The 20,924-nt window shown below is 42.2% G+C and carries 18 protein-coding genes; 12 read left to right on the top strand and 6 right to left on the bottom strand.

All coding sequences use genetic code 11. The annotated features are described in order from the left end of the window. Window positions 1–509: 509 nt before the first annotated feature. Both EO92_RS15170 and EO92_RS17300 read left to right on the top strand, forming a co-directional pair. The gene (locus tag EO92_RS15170) at window positions 510–1,709 is read left to right on the top strand and encodes a C39 family peptidase (RefSeq protein ID WP_048172863.1); all 1,200 of its coding nucleotides are present in this window, start codon (window positions 510–512) and stop codon (window positions 1,707–1,709) included. A gap of 28 nt (window positions 1,710–1,737) precedes the next feature. Then, window positions 1,738–2,766, top strand: a complete 1,029-nt coding sequence (locus EO92_RS17300) for a UPF0228 family protein (RefSeq protein ID WP_048172865.1) — start codon at window positions 1,738–1,740, stop codon at window positions 2,764–2,766. A 108-nt stretch (window positions 2,767–2,874) separates the two neighbouring features. Here EO92_RS17300 and EO92_RS15180 read toward each other — a convergent pair whose 3' ends face one another. From EO92_RS15180 to EO92_RS16845, 3 genes are all read right to left on the bottom strand, one after another. Next, window positions 2,875–3,069, bottom strand: coding sequence for a GrpB family protein (locus EO92_RS15180; protein ID WP_048172867.1), 195 nt, complete (start codon window positions 3,067–3,069; stop codon window positions 2,875–2,877). Window positions 3,070–3,885: 816 nt separating this feature from the next. Next, a complete protein-coding gene (locus EO92_RS15185) occupies window positions 3,886–4,638 on the bottom strand; it encodes a cyclopropane-fatty-acyl-phospholipid synthase family protein (protein ID WP_200896787.1) in 753 nt (250 codons plus the stop codon). Between the two features lie 126 nt (window positions 4,639–4,764). Then, a complete protein-coding gene (locus tag EO92_RS16845) occupies window positions 4,765–5,718 on the bottom strand; it encodes an HNH endonuclease (protein ID WP_052734383.1) in 954 nt (317 codons plus the stop codon). A 96-nt stretch (window positions 5,719–5,814) separates the two neighbouring features. On the opposite strand from EO92_RS16845, the gene EO92_RS17975 reads away from it, so the two are divergent. Then, the gene (locus tag EO92_RS17975; protein WP_156165856.1) at window positions 5,815–6,051 is read left to right on the top strand and encodes a hypothetical protein; all 237 of its coding nucleotides are present in this window, start codon (window positions 5,815–5,817) and stop codon (window positions 6,049–6,051) included. Window positions 6,052–6,403: 352 nt separating this feature from the next. On the opposite strand, the gene EO92_RS15195 is transcribed toward EO92_RS17975, so the two are convergent. Beyond that, window positions 6,404–6,658, bottom strand: coding sequence for a PRC-barrel domain-containing protein (locus EO92_RS15195; protein WP_048172870.1), 255 nt, complete (start codon window positions 6,656–6,658; stop codon window positions 6,404–6,406). Between the two features lie 260 nt (window positions 6,659–6,918). Further along, window positions 6,919–9,342, bottom strand: coding sequence for a CDC48 family AAA ATPase (locus EO92_RS15200; RefSeq protein ID WP_048172872.1), 2,424 nt, complete (start codon window positions 9,340–9,342; stop codon window positions 6,919–6,921). Between the two features lie 633 nt (window positions 9,343–9,975). On the opposite strand from EO92_RS15200, the gene EO92_RS15205 reads away from it, so the two are divergent. Beyond that, a complete protein-coding gene (locus EO92_RS15205; protein WP_048172874.1) occupies window positions 9,976–10,746 on the top strand; it encodes an NAD+ synthase in 771 nt (256 codons plus the stop codon). Between the two features lie 116 nt (window positions 10,747–10,862). Here EO92_RS15205 and EO92_RS15210 read toward each other — a convergent pair whose 3' ends face one another. Then, entirely contained in the window at window positions 10,863–12,149 is a 1,287-nt protein-coding gene (locus EO92_RS15210; RefSeq protein ID WP_048172876.1) for a tRNA(Ile)(2)-agmatinylcytidine synthase, read from the bottom strand. 156 nt (window positions 12,150–12,305) lie between these two features. Between EO92_RS15210 and EO92_RS15215 the strand changes: the two genes are divergently transcribed. The 8 genes from EO92_RS15215 to EO92_RS15245 all read left to right on the top strand — a co-directional run bounded on the left by EO92_RS15215 (window position 12,306) and on the right by EO92_RS15245 (window position 20,676). Next, the gene (locus EO92_RS15215) at window positions 12,306–13,292 is read left to right on the top strand and encodes a transcriptional regulator (protein WP_048132941.1); all 987 of its coding nucleotides are present in this window, start codon (window positions 12,306–12,308) and stop codon (window positions 13,290–13,292) included. A 219-nt stretch (window positions 13,293–13,511) separates the two neighbouring features. Continuing rightward, a complete protein-coding gene (gene purN, locus EO92_RS15220) occupies window positions 13,512–14,120 on the top strand; it encodes a phosphoribosylglycinamide formyltransferase (RefSeq protein WP_048172880.1) in 609 nt (202 codons plus the stop codon). Between the two features lie 674 nt (window positions 14,121–14,794). After that, window positions 14,795–16,033: a bifunctional serine hydroxymethyltransferase/L-allo-threonine aldolase gene (gene glyA, locus EO92_RS15225; protein ID WP_048172883.1), complete on the top strand. Its 1,239-nt coding sequence runs from the start codon at window positions 14,795–14,797 to the stop codon at window positions 16,031–16,033. Window positions 16,034–16,058: 25 nt separating this feature from the next. After that, entirely contained in the window at window positions 16,059–16,922 is an 864-nt protein-coding gene (locus EO92_RS15230; protein ID WP_048172885.1) for a bifunctional methylenetetrahydrofolate dehydrogenase/methenyltetrahydrofolate cyclohydrolase, read from the top strand. A 718-nt stretch (window positions 16,923–17,640) separates the two neighbouring features. Beyond that, entirely contained in the window at window positions 17,641–17,850 is a 210-nt protein-coding gene (locus EO92_RS17980; protein WP_156165857.1) for a hypothetical protein, read from the top strand. A 79-nt stretch (window positions 17,851–17,929) separates the two neighbouring features. Then, window positions 17,930–19,156: a dihydropteroate synthase gene (gene folP / locus EO92_RS15235; protein WP_048172887.1), complete on the top strand. Its 1,227-nt coding sequence runs from the start codon at window positions 17,930–17,932 to the stop codon at window positions 19,154–19,156. 2 nt (window positions 19,157–19,158) lie between these two features. After that, window positions 19,159–19,773 carry a methylenetetrahydrofolate reductase C-terminal domain-containing protein gene (locus EO92_RS15240; protein ID WP_048172888.1) on the top strand — a complete coding sequence of 205 codons (615 nt, stop codon included), beginning with the start codon at window positions 19,159–19,161 and terminating at the stop codon, window positions 19,771–19,773. 24 nt (window positions 19,774–19,797) lie between these two features. Continuing rightward, window positions 19,798–20,676 (top strand): methylenetetrahydrofolate reductase, encoded by an 879-nt coding sequence (locus EO92_RS15245; RefSeq protein ID WP_048161975.1) that lies wholly within the window; start codon window positions 19,798–19,800, stop codon window positions 20,674–20,676. The last annotated feature ends 248 nt before the right edge of the window (window positions 20,677–20,924 follow it).

Here is a 20,924-nt window from a genome sequence, read left to right on the forward strand (position 1 = left end):
GATCATGGCAACTCAGGCCCAAAGGTATGGTACACTTGAGATTTTAATAGTCAGTTTGAGACTTTATGTCGGAATTTTATAAAGAGTAAACTAAGATAGTTTGTGTAGTTAGAATGAGCCTTCTATGATAACTCTGAATCTAGACACTGGAAAATTCAAAGTTAGTAAGCTGATTGAAGTTTCTGTTTTATCTATTAACACGTATCAAAAGAGTTTACTTAAATTTTATGGTCAGATCATCAAACTATCAATCTAATAGTCCTATATATCTTAAAACGGCTCGAATTTGGATTTGGATCTACTCTCAGTTTGATGATCTGGTCATAAAGTACTTATGAAAGTAAGTTAATGGAAAGAATGAACATCTAAAAGATGTTTGGTGGAGTTCAAATTATCTGTGGGAAGTCTATTTGAACTCCAGGTTACCCGAAGGCAAGGAAATTATAGCTTTAAATGTAATTAAAGTTTGTCTGATCCTGCCTCCTGGGAAATGAACAGGAGTGAAATAAGTGATTAAGAACAAATTTAGAACAGGAATACTTCTTTTGGTAATGCTGCTGGCTGGTATGGTGTTAGTACCGGCTGCTAGTGCACAAGAAAATAACAATTATAGTATAACTGTAGAGGAAGCTTTTAAGCATGCAAATACGCGTATGATAAGGTTTATAGTAACCGATACACAAAAGTTCGGAAGCTGGGAAGGGGCATCTATTGATCCCAAACCACTGGAGCTTTATGATATAAATGGTCAAAAATTGTATTATCAATTTTCAGTATATAAAAATAATATAACAATAGGTAAAATAGACATCGGTGCCAATAAAACATTGGGGCAGCCAATCCAGGTCGTCGAATTTAACCCGATACCGTTTAACATGACTGAAGTTATGGAAAAGTCAATAGAAACCGCTAAAAACAATTACCCAGCTGGAGAAATTACATCAACTAAGATGGTTGTATATAGCTATCCCAAAATAGGGGCAATAACCGTAGTAAAAGACAAGACTACAGGAGATGAACATCGGATATTTGTAGATGCATATACCCTTGATGTGGTACCAGATGAACCCACAACCGAAACAAAGCCTGGAGTTTGCTCAATCTATGAACAGAAGTCTAAGAATGAAATAGACCAGAATTTAGTAGAGTGGCAAAAAAGTGATGAACTTACTAAATCTATCGAACAAGCAGCAACTAATAATGGAGTTAATATTAATTTGCCAGTCACTGAAGAAAATGTTAAAAAACTCAGTAGCGATGCAACGATAACGGGAAGATCTACAAGTAAATATCTCGATATTGATTTATGTGAGCAAGAAACAGATTATTACTGTGCTCCAGCATGTGGCCAAATGATTGCTGATTATTACTATGTATCTCATACCCAAGATTTCATATATCAAAAGATGGGTCCAGGTTATGATATTGGCGGGGGTGTTTATAATGATAACCAGGTAAATTACTATCAACCATCCACGGGATTAAATAAACCTCATTCAACACTTAGTTCGTTTTTTAGTTTTGCTGACACGATTACCGAAATTAACAATAATAGACCTTATGTAAGTATAGCATCGGAACATTCTCGAGTTTGTAGTGGATATTTAAGTAATTACCCGGAATATTTATTGGCAATCGACGATCCATTGGGTTATTCTTACATGGAAACATTCGGTTCAGAATATAGGCGTGTATATGTGAGGAGTTAAAACTCCTTATCTTTTTACGGTGACTGGTATGAGCAAATTTAATAAAGAAATTGCTGTTTTTATTTTTTTTCTAGCTCTTGTAATACTGTGGGGATTATTTGCAAACTCATCAGCTGATATGAAAACACCAGTTGACACAAAAGTGCCAGTTGATACAAAAACGCCATTCCAGGGAAAAAAAGTAGCTGGCTTTTTTATCGAATTTGAAGAGGGGACTACTGAGCTTGAAGTTAAAGACATTCTTGAAAACTACAACATGACTATAAACACCATAGATTACAATTCTGATATTATGCCAAGCAGGTACTACATGATATTAGATAGAGATAGAATAATGGATATAGAGGAATTGGTAGACGAAGTAAATTTGACTATTCCTATAAAAAAAGGAAGTAATTATATAGTGGCGGTAACGGAACAAGCTATTGAGGATAAAAATTTCCTTGCAATACTGGAAAAAAACAATCTTCCAGTGAAAAAATCCGTCTATTGTTATATTCGTTTAGAAGATGGATCTGAGAATGGTAGTATTCCGCAGAAAGACGCATACCAAATTGCAAATGAACTTGAAAAGAATGAAAAGGTGCTGGACGCATTTCCAGATACGAGAGTAAATCATTTATTAATTGAATTTGAAGATGGAACTACTGAGCCTGAAGTTAAATCCATTCTTGAAAGATATAATACGACTATGAACACCATAGAATATGACTCCAACCTTCAGCCAGAAAGATATTACCTGGTGGTAGATGCGGATAAAAGAACGGATGTAAGAAATGAATTGGGAAAAGATGAGAATTGGACTGATCCTATATACCATGATATCAAAAAAGGAAATCATTATATAATTACAGTAACGGAACAAGCTATTGAGGATGAAAATTTCCTTGCGATGCTGGAAAAATATAATCTTCAGGTGAATAATTCCGTCCTGTGTTGTATTACTCTCGGAAATGAATCTAAGAATTGGATTTGGGAGAGCGATGAAAGAAGAATAGAAAACGAGCTTAAAATGAATGAAAAGATATTGACTTTATTGCCTTCCGGTAGTACTTAATGAGAGCCCATTTTCTCTGGCTGTGCTTATACAAGACGAATTAATGTGGTGGAAGCATTTGTTTTTACCTTTTTCTTCCACGCAGATTTTTCTAAAGTAAACTTTTTCTCAAGTAAATCTTGCCGTCGCTCCGATGTGAATATATTGTGCAAGACCTTCAACTGCTGTGCTTCCTACATGCTCAACACCAATTAAAAGGTCACCAGCACAATCAACAATCATCGCTTTTATTTTCAAGAATTCGTTTTTCCACTCAGGATCGTATAGCACAACTCTTATAATGCCTTTCATTTTCGCATCCATACTTACTGTCCCTGTATCCGAATATTCACGGGAAGTGCTTCCAAAAAAATTTCTAATTTACAATTTAACAGCTGTGATTGAAACCAGATTAAAGTAATTTCCACCCTCGGCTTTCATCATTCTGATATCTCTGCGGGCAAATTCATTATTACACGAAAGCCAATCCTGCCATGCTTCTTCCAAACATTTCTATTCCTTATGAGGGACTGAAACTGATATTTCCTATAGCACTTCTTACACAAAAAAACCAATAACTTAATATAAATTGAAAAATACCGAAAATGCTAAAAAGGATGTTACTATCACCTAATATTCAATATCACGGGAAAATCAATAGGAGCAAGTAAAACGTCACCGTTAGAAGTACAAATGTCAGTAAGTGTATTATTTTTTTCGTCCATATGTGTAATAGTGTTATTCGTCGCCCACAAGGTTTTTGCCTGGCAGAGTTCAAAATATCATCAGGTGAATCCTTTTGTGAATACCTTGAAGAGGATTAAGATAATGAAGATTTCACGGTAAAGAGGGAACATGGTGAAATTTATGAGTAATATTCATGGAGGGATGAAAGAAAGGAAATAGTTTTTGGTTTTCTGGCTCAGTTAGTTAAAGCATTTGAATCACATTTGAAATATAGGTGCTTTGAGTCCATAATCAAACACTTATCTAAAAAAGTTAAAAATCGTGTTGCTCAAAATTAATAAAAACAGCAAAAATGCTGTTCACTTTAGATCCTATCCGAAAAGTGGTCACCTACTGTAACTTTTACAATATGCAATTATGTAAAACCGAAAAGGATAATCTGATATTATAGACTTATTGTGACTTTTCAACATGCATTACTGACTTTTCGGATAGGCTCTTAGTAGCTACGATTGAAACCAGATTAAAGTAATTCCCACCCTCGGCTTTCATCATTCCAATATCTCTGCGGGCATAGTCATTGTCGCACGAAAGCCAATCCTGCCAGGCCTCTTCTAAACACTTTAATTCCTTACATTCTTCTATGCGGACCGAATCTGAATTTTTCCATAACTTATACCACCAGTCGCATGAGTGTAGAGTTAAATTCATATCCTCAAACCAGTAGGGTAATAATTCTGCCGGAACTCCATCCGTAAACTCCTTTTTCAACCCCGGGACTGCAACTGCTATTTGTCCTCCTTTTTTTACAAGAGGGGCAAAATGGTTTGTTAAATAATCTTCTTCAATTCCAAAATAGTGATAGGCATCTACACTTATAGCAACATCAAAAAATTCCTGTGCAAATGGCAAATCGTGTGCCTCTGCATGTATTGGAATTATTTTGTCCTCCAGGCCCATTGATTTGATTCTTTCATAGTTCTCTGTTGCACTGATCCAGAGGTCAGTCGCAAAAACAGTAACTCCATATTCTTTTGCCAGGAAGATTGAAGTTAATCCTTTCCCGCAGCCAAGGTCAAGTACTCGCATGTCCTTTTCAAGATTTAAAGACTCTGCCAATTCCTCAATGATCTTCATTGAGTTTGGTCCCATCATATTCTCTTTAACAAAAGCAGTATCATATTTACTGGATTTTGTATATATCATCCTGAACACCTATCAAAAGTTTCATCCAATTAAACTTCTTTAATTTGTCCATGAAGGAAGTATTGTTTGGCGAGGCATCCGAAAAACTTTGAGTATATAATCTTCAAATTATTTCTACAGAACCAATTATTTTAAGAAAATTTCCTGCTTGTGGTATTCTAAATACTTAATATGTTTCTCTTCTATTTTTCTTATTCTCATTTCAGAGTGAACATCAAGTTTAATCCTGTCATCTTCACTCAGTAGATTACTGATAATTATTTTCCCTTCATCATCAAAACTGATATAACCCTTATCAAAAACGCTATCTAAGTTTGGAATAAGTAATAAACCGTTGTATAAATCAAGGCGTTCTGTATTATTTGAATGACTCCATGGCTTAATGTGGGATGCTTTCAGTATCTTAATTAACTTACATCCTGTAACAGCACATTTTTCTCCCCAGTACTTTTTTAAATCCGAACGGAATATTCCCTGACCAATACGACTTTGTACTATTGCTTCACGTTCCGTCTCAGACAACTCTTTATGAGTTATATTATAATCTTCAATTTCTTGAAGGATGTTGTCATCTTGAAGAATTATATCTTCCTGGATTCCATATTTTGGGACAGGAATACTTTGCCCAAGTTCTTTTTCTAAGTAAGTCAATAGTTCAGGAGTACTTTTTGACTGGCTTTTAATATTTAACCACTCATATTTGTTTGCAACCTTTTTTACATACTCAAAGTGAAAATCACGTATTATAGGCCAGATTTCTAAGTTCTCACTGGAAGGAGTATAATATCCATTCATCGATGGAACTGCTTTATACTCAGACCACTTGCCATCATCCCACTGCCACAGTTTATTTATTCCTAATGATTCCCGAGTATCTTTCCTTTCATTTAATAACTGTTTGTCAAGAGCTAACCAGATACCATTTTTGTGAATGGTAAAAACAATGAGACTACCAACTAGGAGCCGAATGCCATCACGACGATAATGTACACCCCACTTGTTACTACCATATGAATTTGCTTGATTAATTGACTGTAGGAATAAAGACAAGCAAACCTTTCTAAATTTTTCGTCAGGCAAAAGTGATTTTATTGTCTCTTCAACTTTATCATTTTTTGTTTCAGTCAGAGTAATTCCTCCACAATAATCAATTAGATCTTGTTTACATTTTAGAACATGGAAGCCACCATTGCCTCTGATAACTCTTCTTGGAAAAGGCCAGCCTTATACATCGGACGTAACAAGAACGATCCAGTATTACATAAGGCTCTAAAGAGCAAGAAAATATTCTACTCCCTGAAAAAGGCTTCTAAATTAACATGGTATTGGAGCCTCCGCCAGCTTGCTTGGCGGCCCTACCCAAAAAGGCAGGAGGATTTGGAAGGGGATGAAGTAGAAGGAAGAAAAAGATAGAAGCAGCTTGGAAATGAGATAAAAGCAGAAGTAGATATTATTTTATTTTTTGTTCTCTTCTTTTTTGTTATGGGAAAGCCGCTCTCCTTCGTCGAGCGTGACAAGAATGACTCGGTATAGCTGAATACTGTTATGCAGGCAGAGTTTTGTTAATTCTCTTGAGCTCAGCTCATTGGTAGAGTCGATTAATTAACCTTTATAAGAGTCCTCTTGAACGAGCGAAGCGAGCGAAAAGGACCGCGTACTCCCGAGGCGCAATTCGGGAAGAGTTCCTCTGGCTGAATTAAATGTATAATGAAAATGAAAACAGGGTCTGAAAGGAAAGGAGATTTCTTTCTTTCCCTTTTCCAATTCATGCCCTTGCTTTCATTTTGTCTATTATAATATAGTCCTTGATGGCGCTTACGGAATCGAAAGGAATCAGGATATAATTATCTTCTTTTTTGTATCTTGAAATATCAAATGTGGGATTGGGGCTAACCACAAGGTCAATGACCTTTCCTCCTTTGATTTCAACTACAATGTTGCTCAGTGTTCCTATCTCCGTTCCGTCGGTAGCCATCACTTGCTTGTTGAAGAGGAGGTTTCTTGCAAATACTTTAGACATTATTATCTTGTCTCCGTGCTCAGTGTTATGCGGAAGTTGGGTAAAGTTGGCTTTTCAGTTTAAATACTTTTACTTTAACTATTTTATTCAATTTGAAACTCTCTTCTTTATAAACTCTTCCCTTTTAAGAGTTCTTCATTAAACCTCAGAAGGAACCCCCTGAGTCTTTAGCTCAGGGGAGGAATGCATCAACTTCCCCGTCCTGCTCTGTTCAATTAGTTTTTTATTAATGTAATGTTCAGGGTAGTTGACTTAAATTCTTACCTGTATCCCACAAGTCCAGCTGTCTCGACCGGTCTCTGACCTCCCTTAAACTGCTCCTCTATCTTCTCATAGAACTGAGCAATGTTTTCGTTAATGGTGGGTTTTACTTTCTTAAGGGCTTCTCTGAAGTGTCTCATCTCAATCTCTTCGATGTTGAAGTTCTCCCTCAGGGCAATCATTACAGCTTCTCTACATACCGCTTCTATGTCAGCGCCCACATATCCCTCTGTTACACTGGCAAGGTTCTCAAGGTCCACGTCCTCTGCAAGAGGCGTATTCTTTGTGTGGATCTTAAAGATTCTCATCCTGCCCTTACGGTCAGGTGCCCCAACGTAAACCAGCCTGTCAAAACGCCCAGGTCGGATGATCGCAGGGTCAAGCAGGTTAGGGCGGTTAGTTGCGGCAATTATGACCACGTCTTTGAGAGTCTCAAGCCCGTCCATTTCTGTAAGCAGCTGGTTGAGTACCCTTTCCGAAGTCCGGCTGTCCGTATCCATACCCTGCATCGCAGCAATGGAATCGATCTCATCAAAGAAGACAACACAGGGAGCAACCTGCCTTGCTTTCTTGAAGGTTTCTCGAATTGCCTTTTCCGACTCTCCAAGCCACTTCGAAAACATCTCCGGCCCTTTGACGCTTATGAAATTGGCGTTTGACTCTTTGGCAACAGCCTGCGCTATCAGGGTCTTTCCAGTCCCGGGCGGGCCGTAAAGCAGAATTCCCTTTGGAGCTTTTATGCCCATCTGGACAAACTTTTCCGGGTTTTTAATAGGCCACTCGACAGCTTCAACAATCGAATGCTTTGCTTCATCCAGGCCTCCCACATCTTCCCAGCTAACCGAAGGCATCTCAACAAAGATCTCTCTCAGAGCTGAGGGTTCGGCTTCCATCAGGGCATCTTCGAAGTTCTTTTTAGTTACAACAATCTTTTCCAGCCTTTCAGGAGGAATTGTTTCTTTTTCGAGGTCAAGGTCAGGCAGGCTTTCCCTGAGGCAGCGCATTGCTGCTTCCTGCACGAGAGCCAGAAGATCTGCACCCACAAAGCCCTGCGTCTTATCAGCCAGGTACTTAAGGTACAGGTTTGTCTCCTCTTTCTTTTGTCTCTCTATGGCAGCTTCATCAATTTCGATTTCAGCTTCGGTTTCTGCTTCGATTCCGGTTTCTGCTTCGATTTCAGTTCCGGCCTCAATTTTGGCTTCAATTCCAGTTTCAGCTTCAATTCTGGCTTCAGCTTTGGGCTCTGTTATTCCGGATTCTTTGTCTTTCTCAATCGGCATGCCCCTTGTGTGAATCTGCAGGATCTCGTACCTGTCTTTGGTATCCGGCACTCCAATATGGATTTCCCTATCAAAGCGGCCGGGTCTCCTGAGTGCGGGGTCAATTGCATCAACACGGTTAGTAGCCCCTATAACCACGACCTGTCCTCTTTCCTCCATCCCGTCAAGAAGGGTCAGGAGCTGAGCAACTACTCGCCTTTCCACTTCCCCTGTTACGTTTTCCCTTTTAGGGGCAATGGAATCAATTTCATCAATGAAAATAACTGAAGGCGCGTCCTGGGTTGCATCTTCAAAGATCTTCCTTAACCTTTCCTCGCTTTCTCCGTAGAACTTTCCCACAATTTCGGGACCTGCAATGTAATGGAAGCTTGCTCCCGATTCGTTTGCCACGGCTTTTGCAATCAGGGTCTTTCCGGTTCCGGGTGGGCCGTAGAGGATAACTCCCTTTGGAGGCTCTATATTAAGGTGGGCAAAGAGCTCCGGGTGTTTCATCGGCATTTCTATTATTTCCCGGACGCGCATAATCTCCTGTCCCAACCCGCCTATATCTTCATAGGTGGTGACACCCCTGGTCGCTTTTTCGTAGCCCTGTACCGGCTTTTTCCGGAGCTCAATAATTGTTGCTTCCGTAATCAGGACAATGGTGTTTGCAGGGTCTGTTTCAACGGCAACCAGAGGAATTACCTGGCTTGTTGTCAGGGACTCAGTCATTGGCTGAGACATTGAGTTTATAATTGGAATTATGTCTCCCCTGAACACAGGCCTTTTCAGGATATGCCGCTTTATAATCTCATTTGCATGTTCCCCAAACTGCAGTTCAGGGCCACCCTGGGTCATGCTTTCCGGAAGTGCCAGAATAATCTTTTTTGCTTCCGGGGCTTCGACCTTTTTAATGGTCACCTTCTCCCCTATGGAAACTCCGGCGTTTTGCCGGATGAAATTATCAATGCGCACGATTCCCTGTTCCCAATCCTGCCGGTCTGCTCTCCATACCTTTGCTGTGGTCTTTTTCTTCCCCCTTATCTCCACAATGTCACCGGGAGAGAGCTGAAGTTTCAGTAGCGCTGTAGGGTCAAGCCGGATAATTCCTCTTCCAAGGTCAATAGGATATGCCTTTTCAACCTTCAACTGTATTTCTTCCATGGGTCATCCCGAAAATAGTTTCTTTTTGATTGTAATTTTATCTGGTAATGAAATAAAATGAACTGATACCGGGTTTTTCCCGAATTTTCCGGATCGTGTTATTCTGGAATATCTACTTTCTATATTAGATGCTCTTTTTATTTTAATGCCTGTCATCCGGGAAAATTTGCCCCGTATACGCATTCACTCTGGACCATTACGGGCATTTAATCAATGTCCGAAAGTTCTCGCCTGGCAATGTCCAGCTATTTTTGTTTTTGCACTCCAGGAAAATATACTTTCGCTAGCTTAAGGCACCTTTAGCACCCTGATGCCAGGATACTCAAGTAATGGGCAATTACTGAATACTTTTATTTCTGAATACTTTTAATACTCAAGTATTTCTATTATTATGTTCGGATGATAAACCTTCTATATCCTCTATTTATTAAATAAGTTTACCCTTAACTCTGTTTTCTCTGGAAGATTAATATATTTACAGCTTCTGTGTATCAAACTGTTTAATACAATCTGAATAAGCCTTTCAGATAATATATTATTCAGGCCTTCCGATGAACTAGAGTTTTAATTATATTTTTAACTTCGAGATAACCGGATTTCATATGATTCACAAAATTCCAGGAATTTAAAAGCATGGACCTTGAAAAAGCACAGAACAGGATTATTGATTTTATCCGGAATGAGACTGGCAAAGCAGGTGTAAACGGGGCAGTTGTAGGAATTAGCGGGGGAATTGACTCCGCCCTTTCCGCAACTCTTGCTGTAAAAGCTCTTGGTAAAGACCGGGTTCTTGGCATCCATATGCCCGAAAGCGGCCTCACTCCTGCTGCTGAGAGTGAAGATGCGAAAACCCTTGCCGACTGGTTAGGGATTGAGTATCGGACAATTGACATCTCAGGCATTGTCTCGGCTTTCATGGCTGCTGTTCCTGAGAGCGAATCTGCAGACAGGCTCACCAGAGGCAACCTGAAGGCAAGAACCCGGATGTCTCTTCTGTACTTCCACGCAAACCAGCTGAACCGCATGGTCCTCGGGACAGGAAACAAAACCGAGATCCTTCTTGGCTACTACACGAAATACGGGGATGGAGGCGTTGACCTTGAACCTATAGGCGGGCTTTACAAGACTGAGGTATGGGAGCTTTCCCGCAGGCTCGGAATTCCTGAACCTCTCATTACCAAAAAACCGTCTGCGGGGTTATGGGCAGGTCAGACCGATGAAGACGATCTTGGAATTTCTTACGTGAAGGCCGATGAGGTGCTCAGAATGCTTGAAGAAGGCATGGGGCCCGAAAAAATTCTGAAGACTTCCGGGGTTTCTGCTGAGCAGCTCAGCTCCGTTACCAGGCGCATTGAAAGAAACGAACATAAAAGAAAAGTTCCGCCTGTGCCGGAACTGTACTGAGTTCCTCAGGTGAGGGAAAGACAGGTACAGGCGTAAAGATCTGAACAATTTAAGTTTGTAGCATTTTAGCAATTTAAGTTGTAATACCTGAGCAATTTAAGGTTGCAGCTTTCCCTTCACCGGGCAGGATGAAGCCTTATGTCCTGGCGTTTTTCTCTTGCCAGCGGCTTTGCGAGGTGTCTTCTGGCACAGGGAGGTACTTCATAGAGCCCTGGTTCAAGGTCTCTCTCGGTCTCATATTTGACTTTTGAACGGGACAGTGTCCCGCACTTTTTGCAGCGGAATCCCTGCCCCTGACCTGCAGATTTCATGTGTTTCCCGCACTCCGGGCACTTCGGGTTCTCTTCCCTGTAAATGGGGGTAGGAGTTTTAACTTCTATTTTTTCAATGTTCAGGGTTCCGGAAGTGACACTTCCTGAAAGGATGACCTGGTCTCCGGGCACCAATTTTCGGATAAGCGACCTGAAATTCTTTGTTGGTTCGAAGGCTGCACAGTCGATTTCGTCTCCTTCCCGGTCCCGGACAGCAAAGATAACGTGTCCTCCTTCAATGGTTTTCGGGGCGGCCGAGATCGTACCTTCAAGCCTGTAAGAATGCATGTCCCTGATTTCAGCGATATTCTGTGCTGGCAGGAGGTGCATGTCCGTTCCCTGGTTTGTCCTGTACACAGCAAAGCGCTCAACAGGCTCTGCCCGGATCAGGGCTGCAGCTTTATTAACGATCTCAGGACTTTCTCCTCTGATCCCGAATAATACAGGATCTCCTGAACGAGGCACGCAGACTACGAGCCGGTTTATAAGATCTACAGTATCCCAGGTTCCGGGGTATGTCTGCCTGTCAGCCTCAAAAAAACTTTCCTTATCAACATCACGCAGAGTTCCCCATCTTGCCTTCTGCCTGTATGCCAGATGCTCGAAAGTGCAGTCCCACTCCTCAGGGTTCAGCATTGCCCCGCAGGCTGCAAGAGCACCTATAAGTCCCCTTCCGTTTTTGAAGCTTTTCGAGGCAATCCCGAGCTCCGATATAAGGTCCTTTGCTTTTTCGATTTCGATTACTTCTTTTACAGCCTCTTCCAGAAAACTCATGAGGACAGGTTTGAGGTTTTCGTAATCTTTCTCCAGAATAAATACGGTTCCGGGATTGGTTTTTTCGCACTCCAGGCGTGCAAGTTCCCCTATTCTGGATGTTACATGCGCAATTACTTTTTCAGGACAGTCAGTTTTAAGTTTCAGGGCAACTGCTGCGTTACCTCTTGTTTTATAAGGAATGGTAGGGTTCAGGCGCACAAGGAGGGGCAGGGCTTCTACAGTCCCGTATTCCTGTAGTTCTTCAAGCAGCAGGGCTCCCAGATATGTGGTGCACATACCTTCATTTGAGTCTGTATCGTCAATTCCAATGATCATTTTTTTTCCGTATCCATTTTTATCCCTTAATATTTATGCAATTCCGGAGCGGGGATGCCTTAGTTTTCGGGATTCTCCGGCTTGTTTTCTCCCTGTAAACATTCTCCATGTCGGAGAAATATATATATAGATGTTCAAACAGAGATTGATACTGGAATGACAAAAGAAGTCCTCATACATCAAATTATTGATGTATTATCACGTGCGGGTTTTGCACTCTCTGATCGATGTAATATACGTCCCAGGAGCTTTGATGTTGCCGCGCGGAAATATGAAACACTATTACTTTGCAAGGTTTTATTTAACATTGACGGCCTGAACGAAGAAACAGCCCGGGAGATGAAATATCTTGCCGAGTATCTCGGAGGTTCCGCTATCGTTGTTGGGGCCAAAACAAGGGACCAGATGCTTGAAGACAGTGTTGTCTACATGCGCTATGATATCCTTGCCCTAAATGTTCAGACCCTCCATGACTACTTTGTCGAAAATATCCCGCCTCTGGTTTCAGCAGCACCCGGAGGGCTTTATGTTGCAATAGAAGGAGATCTCCTGAGGAAGTCAAGGACGGATCAGTCCATGTCCCTGGGGACCCTGGCTTCCATGGTAGGAGTTTCAAGAAGGACTATCAGCAAATATGAAGAAGAAGGGATGGACGCGTCCATTGATGTTGTGCTCCAGCTTGAAGATATTTTCGGGATCGAACTGGCAAGGCCCATAGATATCCTGAAATCCTGCGGGAGCAGAAAGCCAAGGAAGAAGGCAGAGCCTGAAAAGGAAGAACCACAGGTAAAACATAATGTGCTTTTGCCGGAAGACCTGATCCTCAATACGATTTCAATGCTCGGATATGATGTCCTTCCTACGGCGCAGGCACCTTTCAAGGCTATCTCACGGGATAAGTCTTCAGTTATCCTTACAGGTGTCAGCGAGTTCAACACAACAGTAATCAAACGGGCTCATCTGATGAGCAGCATTTCTTGCATTACGGAAACTCAGTCCGTGTTCATCATTAACGGGCATTCCAAACTGAAGTCAGTCGAAAATACGGTACTGATCGAAAAGAAAGAACTTGACAAGATTAGTGATTCTCAGGAACTCCTTGAGTTCATAGAAGAGCGTAAGGAACCCCAGAGTGACGGGTAAACTGCTCTTGTCTTCCCTTCTGGCTAACCGGTAGACTAAAAAACGTTTTCTTTTTCCTCTGAGCCTCTTCTTCTTCTTCTTCTTCTTCTTCTTCTTCTAGCTAATGATCCCCTCTTCTTGAACTCTCTATCTATTTGATGGGTATTTGCTCTCAGTTTGTCACGGATGCCCCAAAGATGCAAAAACCTAATATATCACTGTTTCAATCTAAACGCTTCAATGACGGTAAAGATTGCAGTGCTGGTTTCCGGACGGGGTTCAAATCTCCAGGCGATCATAGACAGCATTGAAAAGGGCTACATAAAAAATGCGGCAGTTAATGTGGTTATCTCCAACAAGGCCGATGCTTATGCGCTCGAACGTGCAGGAAAACACGGAATAAGTGCTGTTTTTCTTGATCCCGAAGGGCATGACAGAGCCGGATACGATAGGGAAATCCTGAAGGTTCTCAAACAGTATGATACGGATCTTCTTCTGCTTGCAGGCTATTTCAGGATCTTAGGAAGCGAGATCATTGAGGCATACAGGCACAGGGTTCTGAACATACATCCTTCTCTTCTTCCGGCTTTCAAAGGGCTTCATGCCCAGAAACAGGCTTTTGAGTACGGAGTAAAAGTTGCAGGCTGCACCGTACATTTTGTAGATGAAGGACTCGACTCCGGGCCTATTATCCTCCAGAAGTGCGTGCCTGTGCTTCCGGAAGATACCGACGAAACTCTCACTGCCAGGATTCTCGAGCAGGAGCATATTATCTATCCCGAAGCTGTCAGGCTCTTTGTCGAGGGTAAACTTAAAGTTGAGGGTAGAAATGTAATAGCCCTTAAGTAATGGCCCTTAACTAATCAGGAACTCTGCAGAAGTCCCGGAATTGCATTACTCCGGGTTGCATTAGTTTCATCAGGCAGGTCTAAGCAGATAAGGCAGAAGTCCAGATCAAAAGATAAAGTATTAATATTGGGCAACTTCCGGTGGGATAGGTTTTGAGAACTTGCTCAAAAATCAAATGTAGTCCCAAACCGGAATAGATTTTACCCATTAGTATACTCATTAATACTCTGACGGTTATAAGTACTTGAATTATATTACTCACACGAAACTATACTGGCCAACTGAAGACCTTCCATATTCCAGAATCTCCTGAGTCCTTAAAATGCTCTGGATATTTTTCCTGGGATCTTAACCTCAGTATTATAACTCCTTTCAATTAGAGTTCTCTTCAATTAGAGTTCTCTTCAATTAGAGTTCTCTTCAATTAGAGCTACTTTCAATCCGGAAGGTTGTAAAACTGTTTGATAATTCCCGATTATCGAGGACTGTTCGGACGGTTGAGAACCTTCAGCCCTTCCGGCTTTCCAGTTTGTCAGGCAGTTCTTACAGCTTTCAACACATTGATGTAAGTAAATATCAGAATCGTAAGCATATTAACAGTTAATCAATTCACGCTAACGAGAAACCCTTGATTTCGAATAAGTTTTAAATGTATGGATTACGAGGTGACAGTAATGTCTTATATTGAAAAAATTGATCCGGAATTGTTCGAGGCTATTGAAAAGGAAGCCGAACGTCAGGAATTCAAACTGAACCTGATTGCGTCAGAAAATTATGCGAGCAAGGCTGTTATGGAAGCCCAGGGCTCAATCATGACCAATAAGTATGCCGAAGGATATTCCGGCAAGCGCTATTACGGTGGCTGTGATTTCGTTGATGTTGCCGAAAACCTCGCGATTTCCAGGGCAAAGGAAATATTCGGGGCAAAGTACGTAAATGTCCAGCCTCACTCAGGTTCAGGCTCCAACATGGCTGTCTACTTCTCTGTACTGCAGCCTGGAGACACAATCATGTCCATGGACCTCTCTCATGGCGGACACCTTTCTCACGGCAGCCCTGTAAGTTTTTCCGGGAAGCTCTATAACATCGTGCCCTATGGGGTCAGCAAAGAGACAGAAGCCCTGGACTATGACGAACTCATGAAAATGGCAAAAGAATGCAAACCGAAAATGATCGTATGCGGAGCTTCAGCCTACCCCCGCGAGATCGATTTCAAGAAGTTCAGGGAAATTGCAGATGAAGTCGGAGCTTACCTTCTTGCAGATATTGCCCACATTGCAGGGCTTGTAGTTGCAGGCGTGCATCCGAGCCCTGTGCCTTATGCAGACTTTGTCACCACCACAACCCACAAGACCCTCAGGGGACCCAGGGGCGGAATGATTATCTCCAGGACCGAAGAGCTTGCAATGGGGGTAAACAAAGCAGTTTTCCCGGGCATTCAGGGCGGTCCCCTCATGCATATCATAGCTGCAAAGGCAGTCGCCTTTAAGGAAGCCATGAGCGAACAGTTCAGGCAGGACCAGGCTCAGACCGTAAAGAATGCAAAGGTTCTTTGTTCCTGTTTGAAGCAGAAGGGTTTTGATATTGTTTCTGGCGGCACTGATAACCACCTTATGCTCGTAAATCTTAATAATATGAACATTACAGGCAAGGATGCGGAAGCTGCAATGAGCAAAGCCGGAATCATTGCCAACAAAAACACAGTTCCTTTCGAGACTCGCAGCCCCTTTGTAACCAGCGGGGTAAGGCTTGGAACCCCTGCCTGTACCACAAGGGGTATGAAAGAAAAAGAAATGGAACTGGTTGCCGACTACATCGAGACCGCAATCAAGAATGCAGGAAACGATGCTCTGCTGTCGGAAGTCAACGAGAAGGTACGGGACCTCTGTTCAAGGTTCCCTATTTACAGCTAATTGAGGAGATAGGGGGTTTTATCAGTTGTCAGATGAAAGCTATGAGTCACGGATCATAGATGGAAAAGTCCTTGCACAGCAGGTTGAAGAAGAAGTGAGGTCAGGAGTAGAGGACCTCGAGAGTAACCGGGGAGTTATCCCCGGGCTTGCTACAATCCTTGTAGGGGACGACCCTGCATCAAAGATGTACGTCCGCATGAAGCACAGAGCCTGTGAACGTGTGGGCATCAGCTCAGAAGATTACCTTCTTCCGGCAGAAGCCACTCAGAAAGAACTTCTTGCCCTGATTGATTCTCTTAATAAAAATCCGGATGTGCATGCAATTCTGCTCCAGCTTCCGTTGCCGAAGCACTTCTCTCCGCAGGAAGCAATGGAAGCCATATCTCCTGCAAAGGATGCGGATGGTTTTCACCCCTATAACATGGGAAAACTCATGATCGGGGATGAAGGCCTTGTCCCCTGCACCCCGCACGGGATAATCAGGGCACTTGAGGAGTACGATGTGCCTGTCAAGGGCAAAAATGCGGTTATTGTCGGGCACAGCAATGTTGTGGGAAAACCCATGGCAGCAATGCTTCTGAACAGAAACGCAACCGTTTCGGTCTGTCATATCTTCACCGATGACCTGAAGAAGTACACCCTTGGTGCCGATATCATAGTGGTTGCGGCAGGGGTTAAGCACCTTATCAAAGCCGACATGGTTAAAGAAGGGGTTGTAATCTTTGACGCGGGAATCACCCAGGAAGAAGGCGGAGTATTCGGAGACGTGGACTTTAAAAATGTAATCCAAAAAGCTTCTCTTATAACTCCCGTCCCCGGTGGCGTAGGCCCCATGACAATTGCCATGCTCATGAAGCATGTGCTTAAGTGTGCAGAGAAAAGCCTTTAAATCCTCTATTTTAAGGCTTTTTCTCATTTTTTTATTCTGATGCTTCTTTAATTGTGGATTAGGCACAAAATAATCTTCTCAATCTTTTCGTATCAGGACAAGTAAATTTGTTTTTTAATTGCATCCTATTTGGAGATTTTACTCTGTTTTCTTTCGCATGTCAATTTGGGCTATCACCTTTGATTCTTATATATACTTTTTATTAATCCTCAGTAAAGTTTGCCTAATTGTGGTAACAGAATTCTACACATCAATATTTTTATGTATCATTGAAGCCTATTTTATTATAATCCTGTCTGCCATCAATAAATAATAAAAATGGTTTATGAAGTCTTAATTAAATAGTCAGGTTTTCATAAAATATCCGGGCGCTAAAATGAGTTATTTGTAATCTCTAAACAAATCTACCTGATATACGTTGATGGTATTGAGTTCCAGTGATACTCCGCCCGTTTTCCATAATTGCATATATTCAGTTAGATAACACATTATCCGGAATTCTGATTGTAATTATCCATTATCGATAATTACAGTAGAAAAATCACTCCAGTTAAAAACGTATTTCCCATAACCTTAAACTCTATCCCCTTCCATATATAAGGTCTCAGGAGGCCTGACCTCCTGAAGCTCTTAAACTTAACCGGACTTGCATCCCCCAGTTCCTTTTCAAGTCCTCCAGTGTTCAGCTTCGCAGCCGGAAAAATTGTTTTGTTTTTTCTTGCCTGCAGGAAGCCTTTCAGGTGATGGGGCAGAAAAGGCTTTTTCAGGGAATGTTAGCGGATGGTTGAATGAACAGCGTTTGCAGTTACGATCCAACGAAATGCTGCTGAGGGTATTTCTTTACGGAAATAAAGGCATCTGCAGATCGGTTCCAAATTTCATGCTTCAAATTCCATTATTGTTTAAAAATACGGTAGTTGTTGTTTGAGTAAATTGTTTGCTCACTCATATTTATCAAGCGCTGTTGCGCCAACTGAGTTAAAAGCGATATAGCCTGGTTGTCAAAAATGGTAGTTAATACTGATATCTGTGGTATAAAAGTGGGAGATCAATATCCTGCACATGTAATGGGCATTATTAACGTGAGCCCTGAGTCTTTTTACAAAGGTTCGATTTCAAGCCCGGAATCTGCACTTGGTGTCGCTCGGAAAATGGTTGAGGACGGAGCAACTTTCCTGGATCTGGGTGCTCGGTCAACGTGGCTCTTTGCAGAACCTATCAGCAGAAAAGAAGAACTTGAGCGTTTAATTCCTGTACTTGAAGCACTGGAAGGCAATGTGGATGCGGTAATTTCCGTTGATACGATGTTTTCTGAAATCGCAGAAGAGGCTCTCAAAAGAGGGGCAGATGTCATAAACGATGTTTCCGGTTTTACAGCAGACCCTCGAATGATAGAAGTGGTGGCCGATCACGGCTGTCCGGCTGTGGTTATGGCTTCGAATAAAATTCCCGGAGACCCTCTGGGAATGGATTCCATTATTGAAGCACTTGACTCCATTATACAGGCTGCAGAGGCTGGAGGTATAGTGCCTGAAAGCCTTATCCTTGACCCTGCAATAGGCAGGTGGACAGAAGAAAAGCTGTCTATGTATGATTTTGAAACCCTGGATGATTTCGAGCGCCTGAATATTTTTGAAAAACCTTTGCTTGCAGCCCTTTCAAGGAAGTCCTTCATAGGAGACGTGCTTGGAAAACCTGCGGCTGAAAGGCTCTACGGCAGTCTGGCTGCAGCAGCAATTGCGGTTTACAAGGGTGCACATATTATCCGTACACATGATGTACCCGAGACTTCGGACGTTATTAAGCTTTCAGGAGCCCTGAGAAGCCGGACAAGTGTTGTAAAGGAGGGCAGGTATGAGGTTTCGGTGCTTGATGTAAAAACCCCTCAGGACGCAGGTATTGCAATGAGGAATATCGGAGCTACACGAGTCGGTTCGCAGGTAATGCAGGGAAAATGCATCCACCTTATGTTAAAGATCAGGAACCTTACAACCACGGAAGCTCTGATTATAAAACAGGAGATGCTTGCAAGGGGAGGAGATGCAGCCCTTGCAAGAGACGCAGTTTCCCATGAAACGGAAACTACTGACGTGCTTGTGATGGGTACCCTGCTGCAATTTGAACGCCTTGCCAGAAAACTGGGTGGGCAGGCCCGTTCCCTCCCAGTTATTGCAGAAATGATCCGCGAATGTATTTCAAATCGGACTAATCTGGAATACCGATATTTGAGGTAATTATGATCATAACTTCAGCAAAACCCTTTGAAGAAATCCTTGACCTGTTAAAAGATGAGGACGATATCTTTGTTGTCGGATGCAACGTATGTGCTGCAAAACTGAAGACCGGAGGAGAACCTGAAGTCCTTGAGATGTGCAGGCGGCTTGAAGAGAGCGGAAAGCACGTGGTAGGCTGGGCTCTTCCAACTGCAGCTTGCAGTATCCGGTCCTTTGAATCTCTGGCTGAGAAAAACGAGAAAATAAAGGAAGCGCGTTGCATTCTTGTTATGGGGTGTGGCAGTGGAGTTTCTGCTGTTGCCAGTGTTGTTGATTTGCCTATATACGGTTCGAACAACACTCTTTCACTTGGCGGCTCCAGTGGGGGCAAGCTTCTTTCCAACCAGTGCGTTATGTGCGGGGACTGTACCATAAGTGAATATGGTGGTCTCTGCCCGAAATCTCAATGCCCGAAAGCTCTTCTTAATGGGCCCTGCGGAGGGGCAGTAGACGGAATGTGCGAGGTCAACAGGGAGATGAATTGTGTATGGGCTCTTATCTATGAACGTTTGAAAAGGATCAACAGGCTTGACCTTCTTTACGTTATCCATGCCCCCAAGGAGCATGGTTTTAAATAATTTCATTCCTAATATTCTTATTTAATGCTTTTTAATTTTCGTGAAAAACTGAACTCCAGGAAATTTCTGGTTACTGTTGAAGTCTCTCCCCCCAAGGGGACCAGGTTTTCAGCTCCCCTGGAAGATGCCTGCCAGTTAAAAGGTGTTGCAGACGCTCTGAACGTTACTGATAATCAGTGTTCAATTATGCACATGAGTTCACTGGCTTTCAGCAAGCTTTTGCTCGATCAGGGACATGAACCTATCATGCAGCTTACCTGTCGGGACAGGAACAGAATCGGGCTTCAATCCGATCTTCTGGGAGCATACGCTCTGGGAATCCGGAACATCTGCTTGATGACCGGAGATCATCCTACCTGTGGAGACCATCCGGGCTCAAAACCCGTTTATGACCTTGACTCCGTACAGCTCATTGAACTCGTCAGGAAGCTTGATTCAGGCATTGATTTTGCAGGAAAAAGTCTGGATGGAGGCACTTCTTTTTGTGCAGGCGCAGTCTCAGGCATAGATCCTAAAAATACCTTGCAGCTAATAAAGCTTGAAAAAAAGGTCAAGTGCGGAGCCGATTTTATCCAGACGCAGGCTGTGTATGATGTGGGCATGTTCGAGGAGTTTATTGAAGCAGTAAACCATCTTGAGGTACCTGTAATTGCAGGTTTGATTCCTCTCAAATCCCTGAGTATGGCTGAATATATGAATAAAAACATCTCAGGAATTCATGTGCCTGAAGAAATCATGCTTCGGATGAAAGATGCATCTTCCCCTATAGAAGAAGGTCTTTCGATAGCTTCCGATACTATAAAAGAACTGACAAAACTTTCACGAGGGGTTCACATTATGCCAATCGGATCTCACAAAAACACTCCGAGATTGCTTTCAATGGCAGGAATTTCAGGAAAATAAAGGAATCCCAAAAATTCCCTTTAACCGGGAGGTTTCTTCTCTTTTTCTTCCAGTGCTAAGGCTTCCTATTCTGTGTATTTTGTGCCGCTGTCTTCTTTTTTTATAAAAAAATTTCTTTGTATACTTCTTTTTTGTATACTTCTTACATCGTTCTATTTACCTACTTTTAAATACTCACAGGAAATACATTATAATCGACACTGCCCTTAATTTATTGTATCTGGTGTGGGTTTTTTAGGGTGTTGGTG

It is taken from the genome of Methanosarcina sp. 2.H.A.1B.4 (assembly GCF_000979385.1).
Taxonomy (GTDB): Archaea; Halobacteriota; Methanosarcinia; order Methanosarcinales; family Methanosarcinaceae; genus Methanosarcina.

What these genes read in the sequence shown, in the direction of transcription:
- EO92_RS15195 (WP_048172870.1), bottom strand. Translation starts at nt 6,658, where the DNA reads ATGTCTAAAGTATTTGCAAGAAACCTCCTCTTCAACAAGCAAGTGATG.
- purN (WP_048172880.1), top strand. Translation starts at nt 13,512, where the DNA reads ATGACGGTAAAGATTGCAGTGCTGGTTTCCGGACGGGGTTCAAATCTC.
- EO92_RS15180 (WP_048172867.1), bottom strand. Translation starts at nt 3,069, where the DNA reads ATGGATGCGAAAATGAAAGGCATTATAAGAGTTGTGCTATACGATCCT.
- EO92_RS15240 (WP_048172888.1), top strand. Translation starts at nt 19,159, where the DNA reads ATGATCATAACTTCAGCAAAACCCTTTGAAGAAATCCTTGACCTGTTA.
- EO92_RS17300 (WP_048172865.1), top strand. Translation starts at nt 1,738, where the DNA reads ATGAGCAAATTTAATAAAGAAATTGCTGTTTTTATTTTTTTTCTAGCT.
- EO92_RS15215 (WP_048132941.1), top strand. Translation starts at nt 12,306, where the DNA reads ATGACAAAAGAAGTCCTCATACATCAAATTATTGATGTATTATCACGT.
- EO92_RS17975 (WP_156165856.1), top strand. Translation starts at nt 5,815, where the DNA reads ATGGAAGCCACCATTGCCTCTGATAACTCTTCTTGGAAAAGGCCAGCC.
- EO92_RS15205 (WP_048172874.1), top strand. Translation starts at nt 9,976, where the DNA reads ATGGACCTTGAAAAAGCACAGAACAGGATTATTGATTTTATCCGGAAT.
- EO92_RS15210 (WP_048172876.1), bottom strand. Translation starts at nt 12,149, where the DNA reads ATGATCATTGGAATTGACGATACAGACTCAAATGAAGGTATGTGCACC.
- EO92_RS15200 (WP_048172872.1), bottom strand. Translation starts at nt 9,342, where the DNA reads ATGGAAGAAATACAGTTGAAGGTTGAAAAGGCATATCCTATTGACCTT.
- EO92_RS15185 (WP_200896787.1), bottom strand. Translation starts at nt 4,638, where the DNA reads ATGATATATACAAAATCCAGTAAATATGATACTGCTTTTGTTAAAGAG.
- glyA (WP_048172883.1), top strand. Translation starts at nt 14,795, where the DNA reads ATGTCTTATATTGAAAAAATTGATCCGGAATTGTTCGAGGCTATTGAA.
- EO92_RS15245 (WP_048161975.1), top strand. Translation starts at nt 19,798, where the DNA reads ATGCTTTTTAATTTTCGTGAAAAACTGAACTCCAGGAAATTTCTGGTT.
- folP (WP_048172887.1), top strand. Translation starts at nt 17,930, where the DNA reads ATGGTAGTTAATACTGATATCTGTGGTATAAAAGTGGGAGATCAATAT.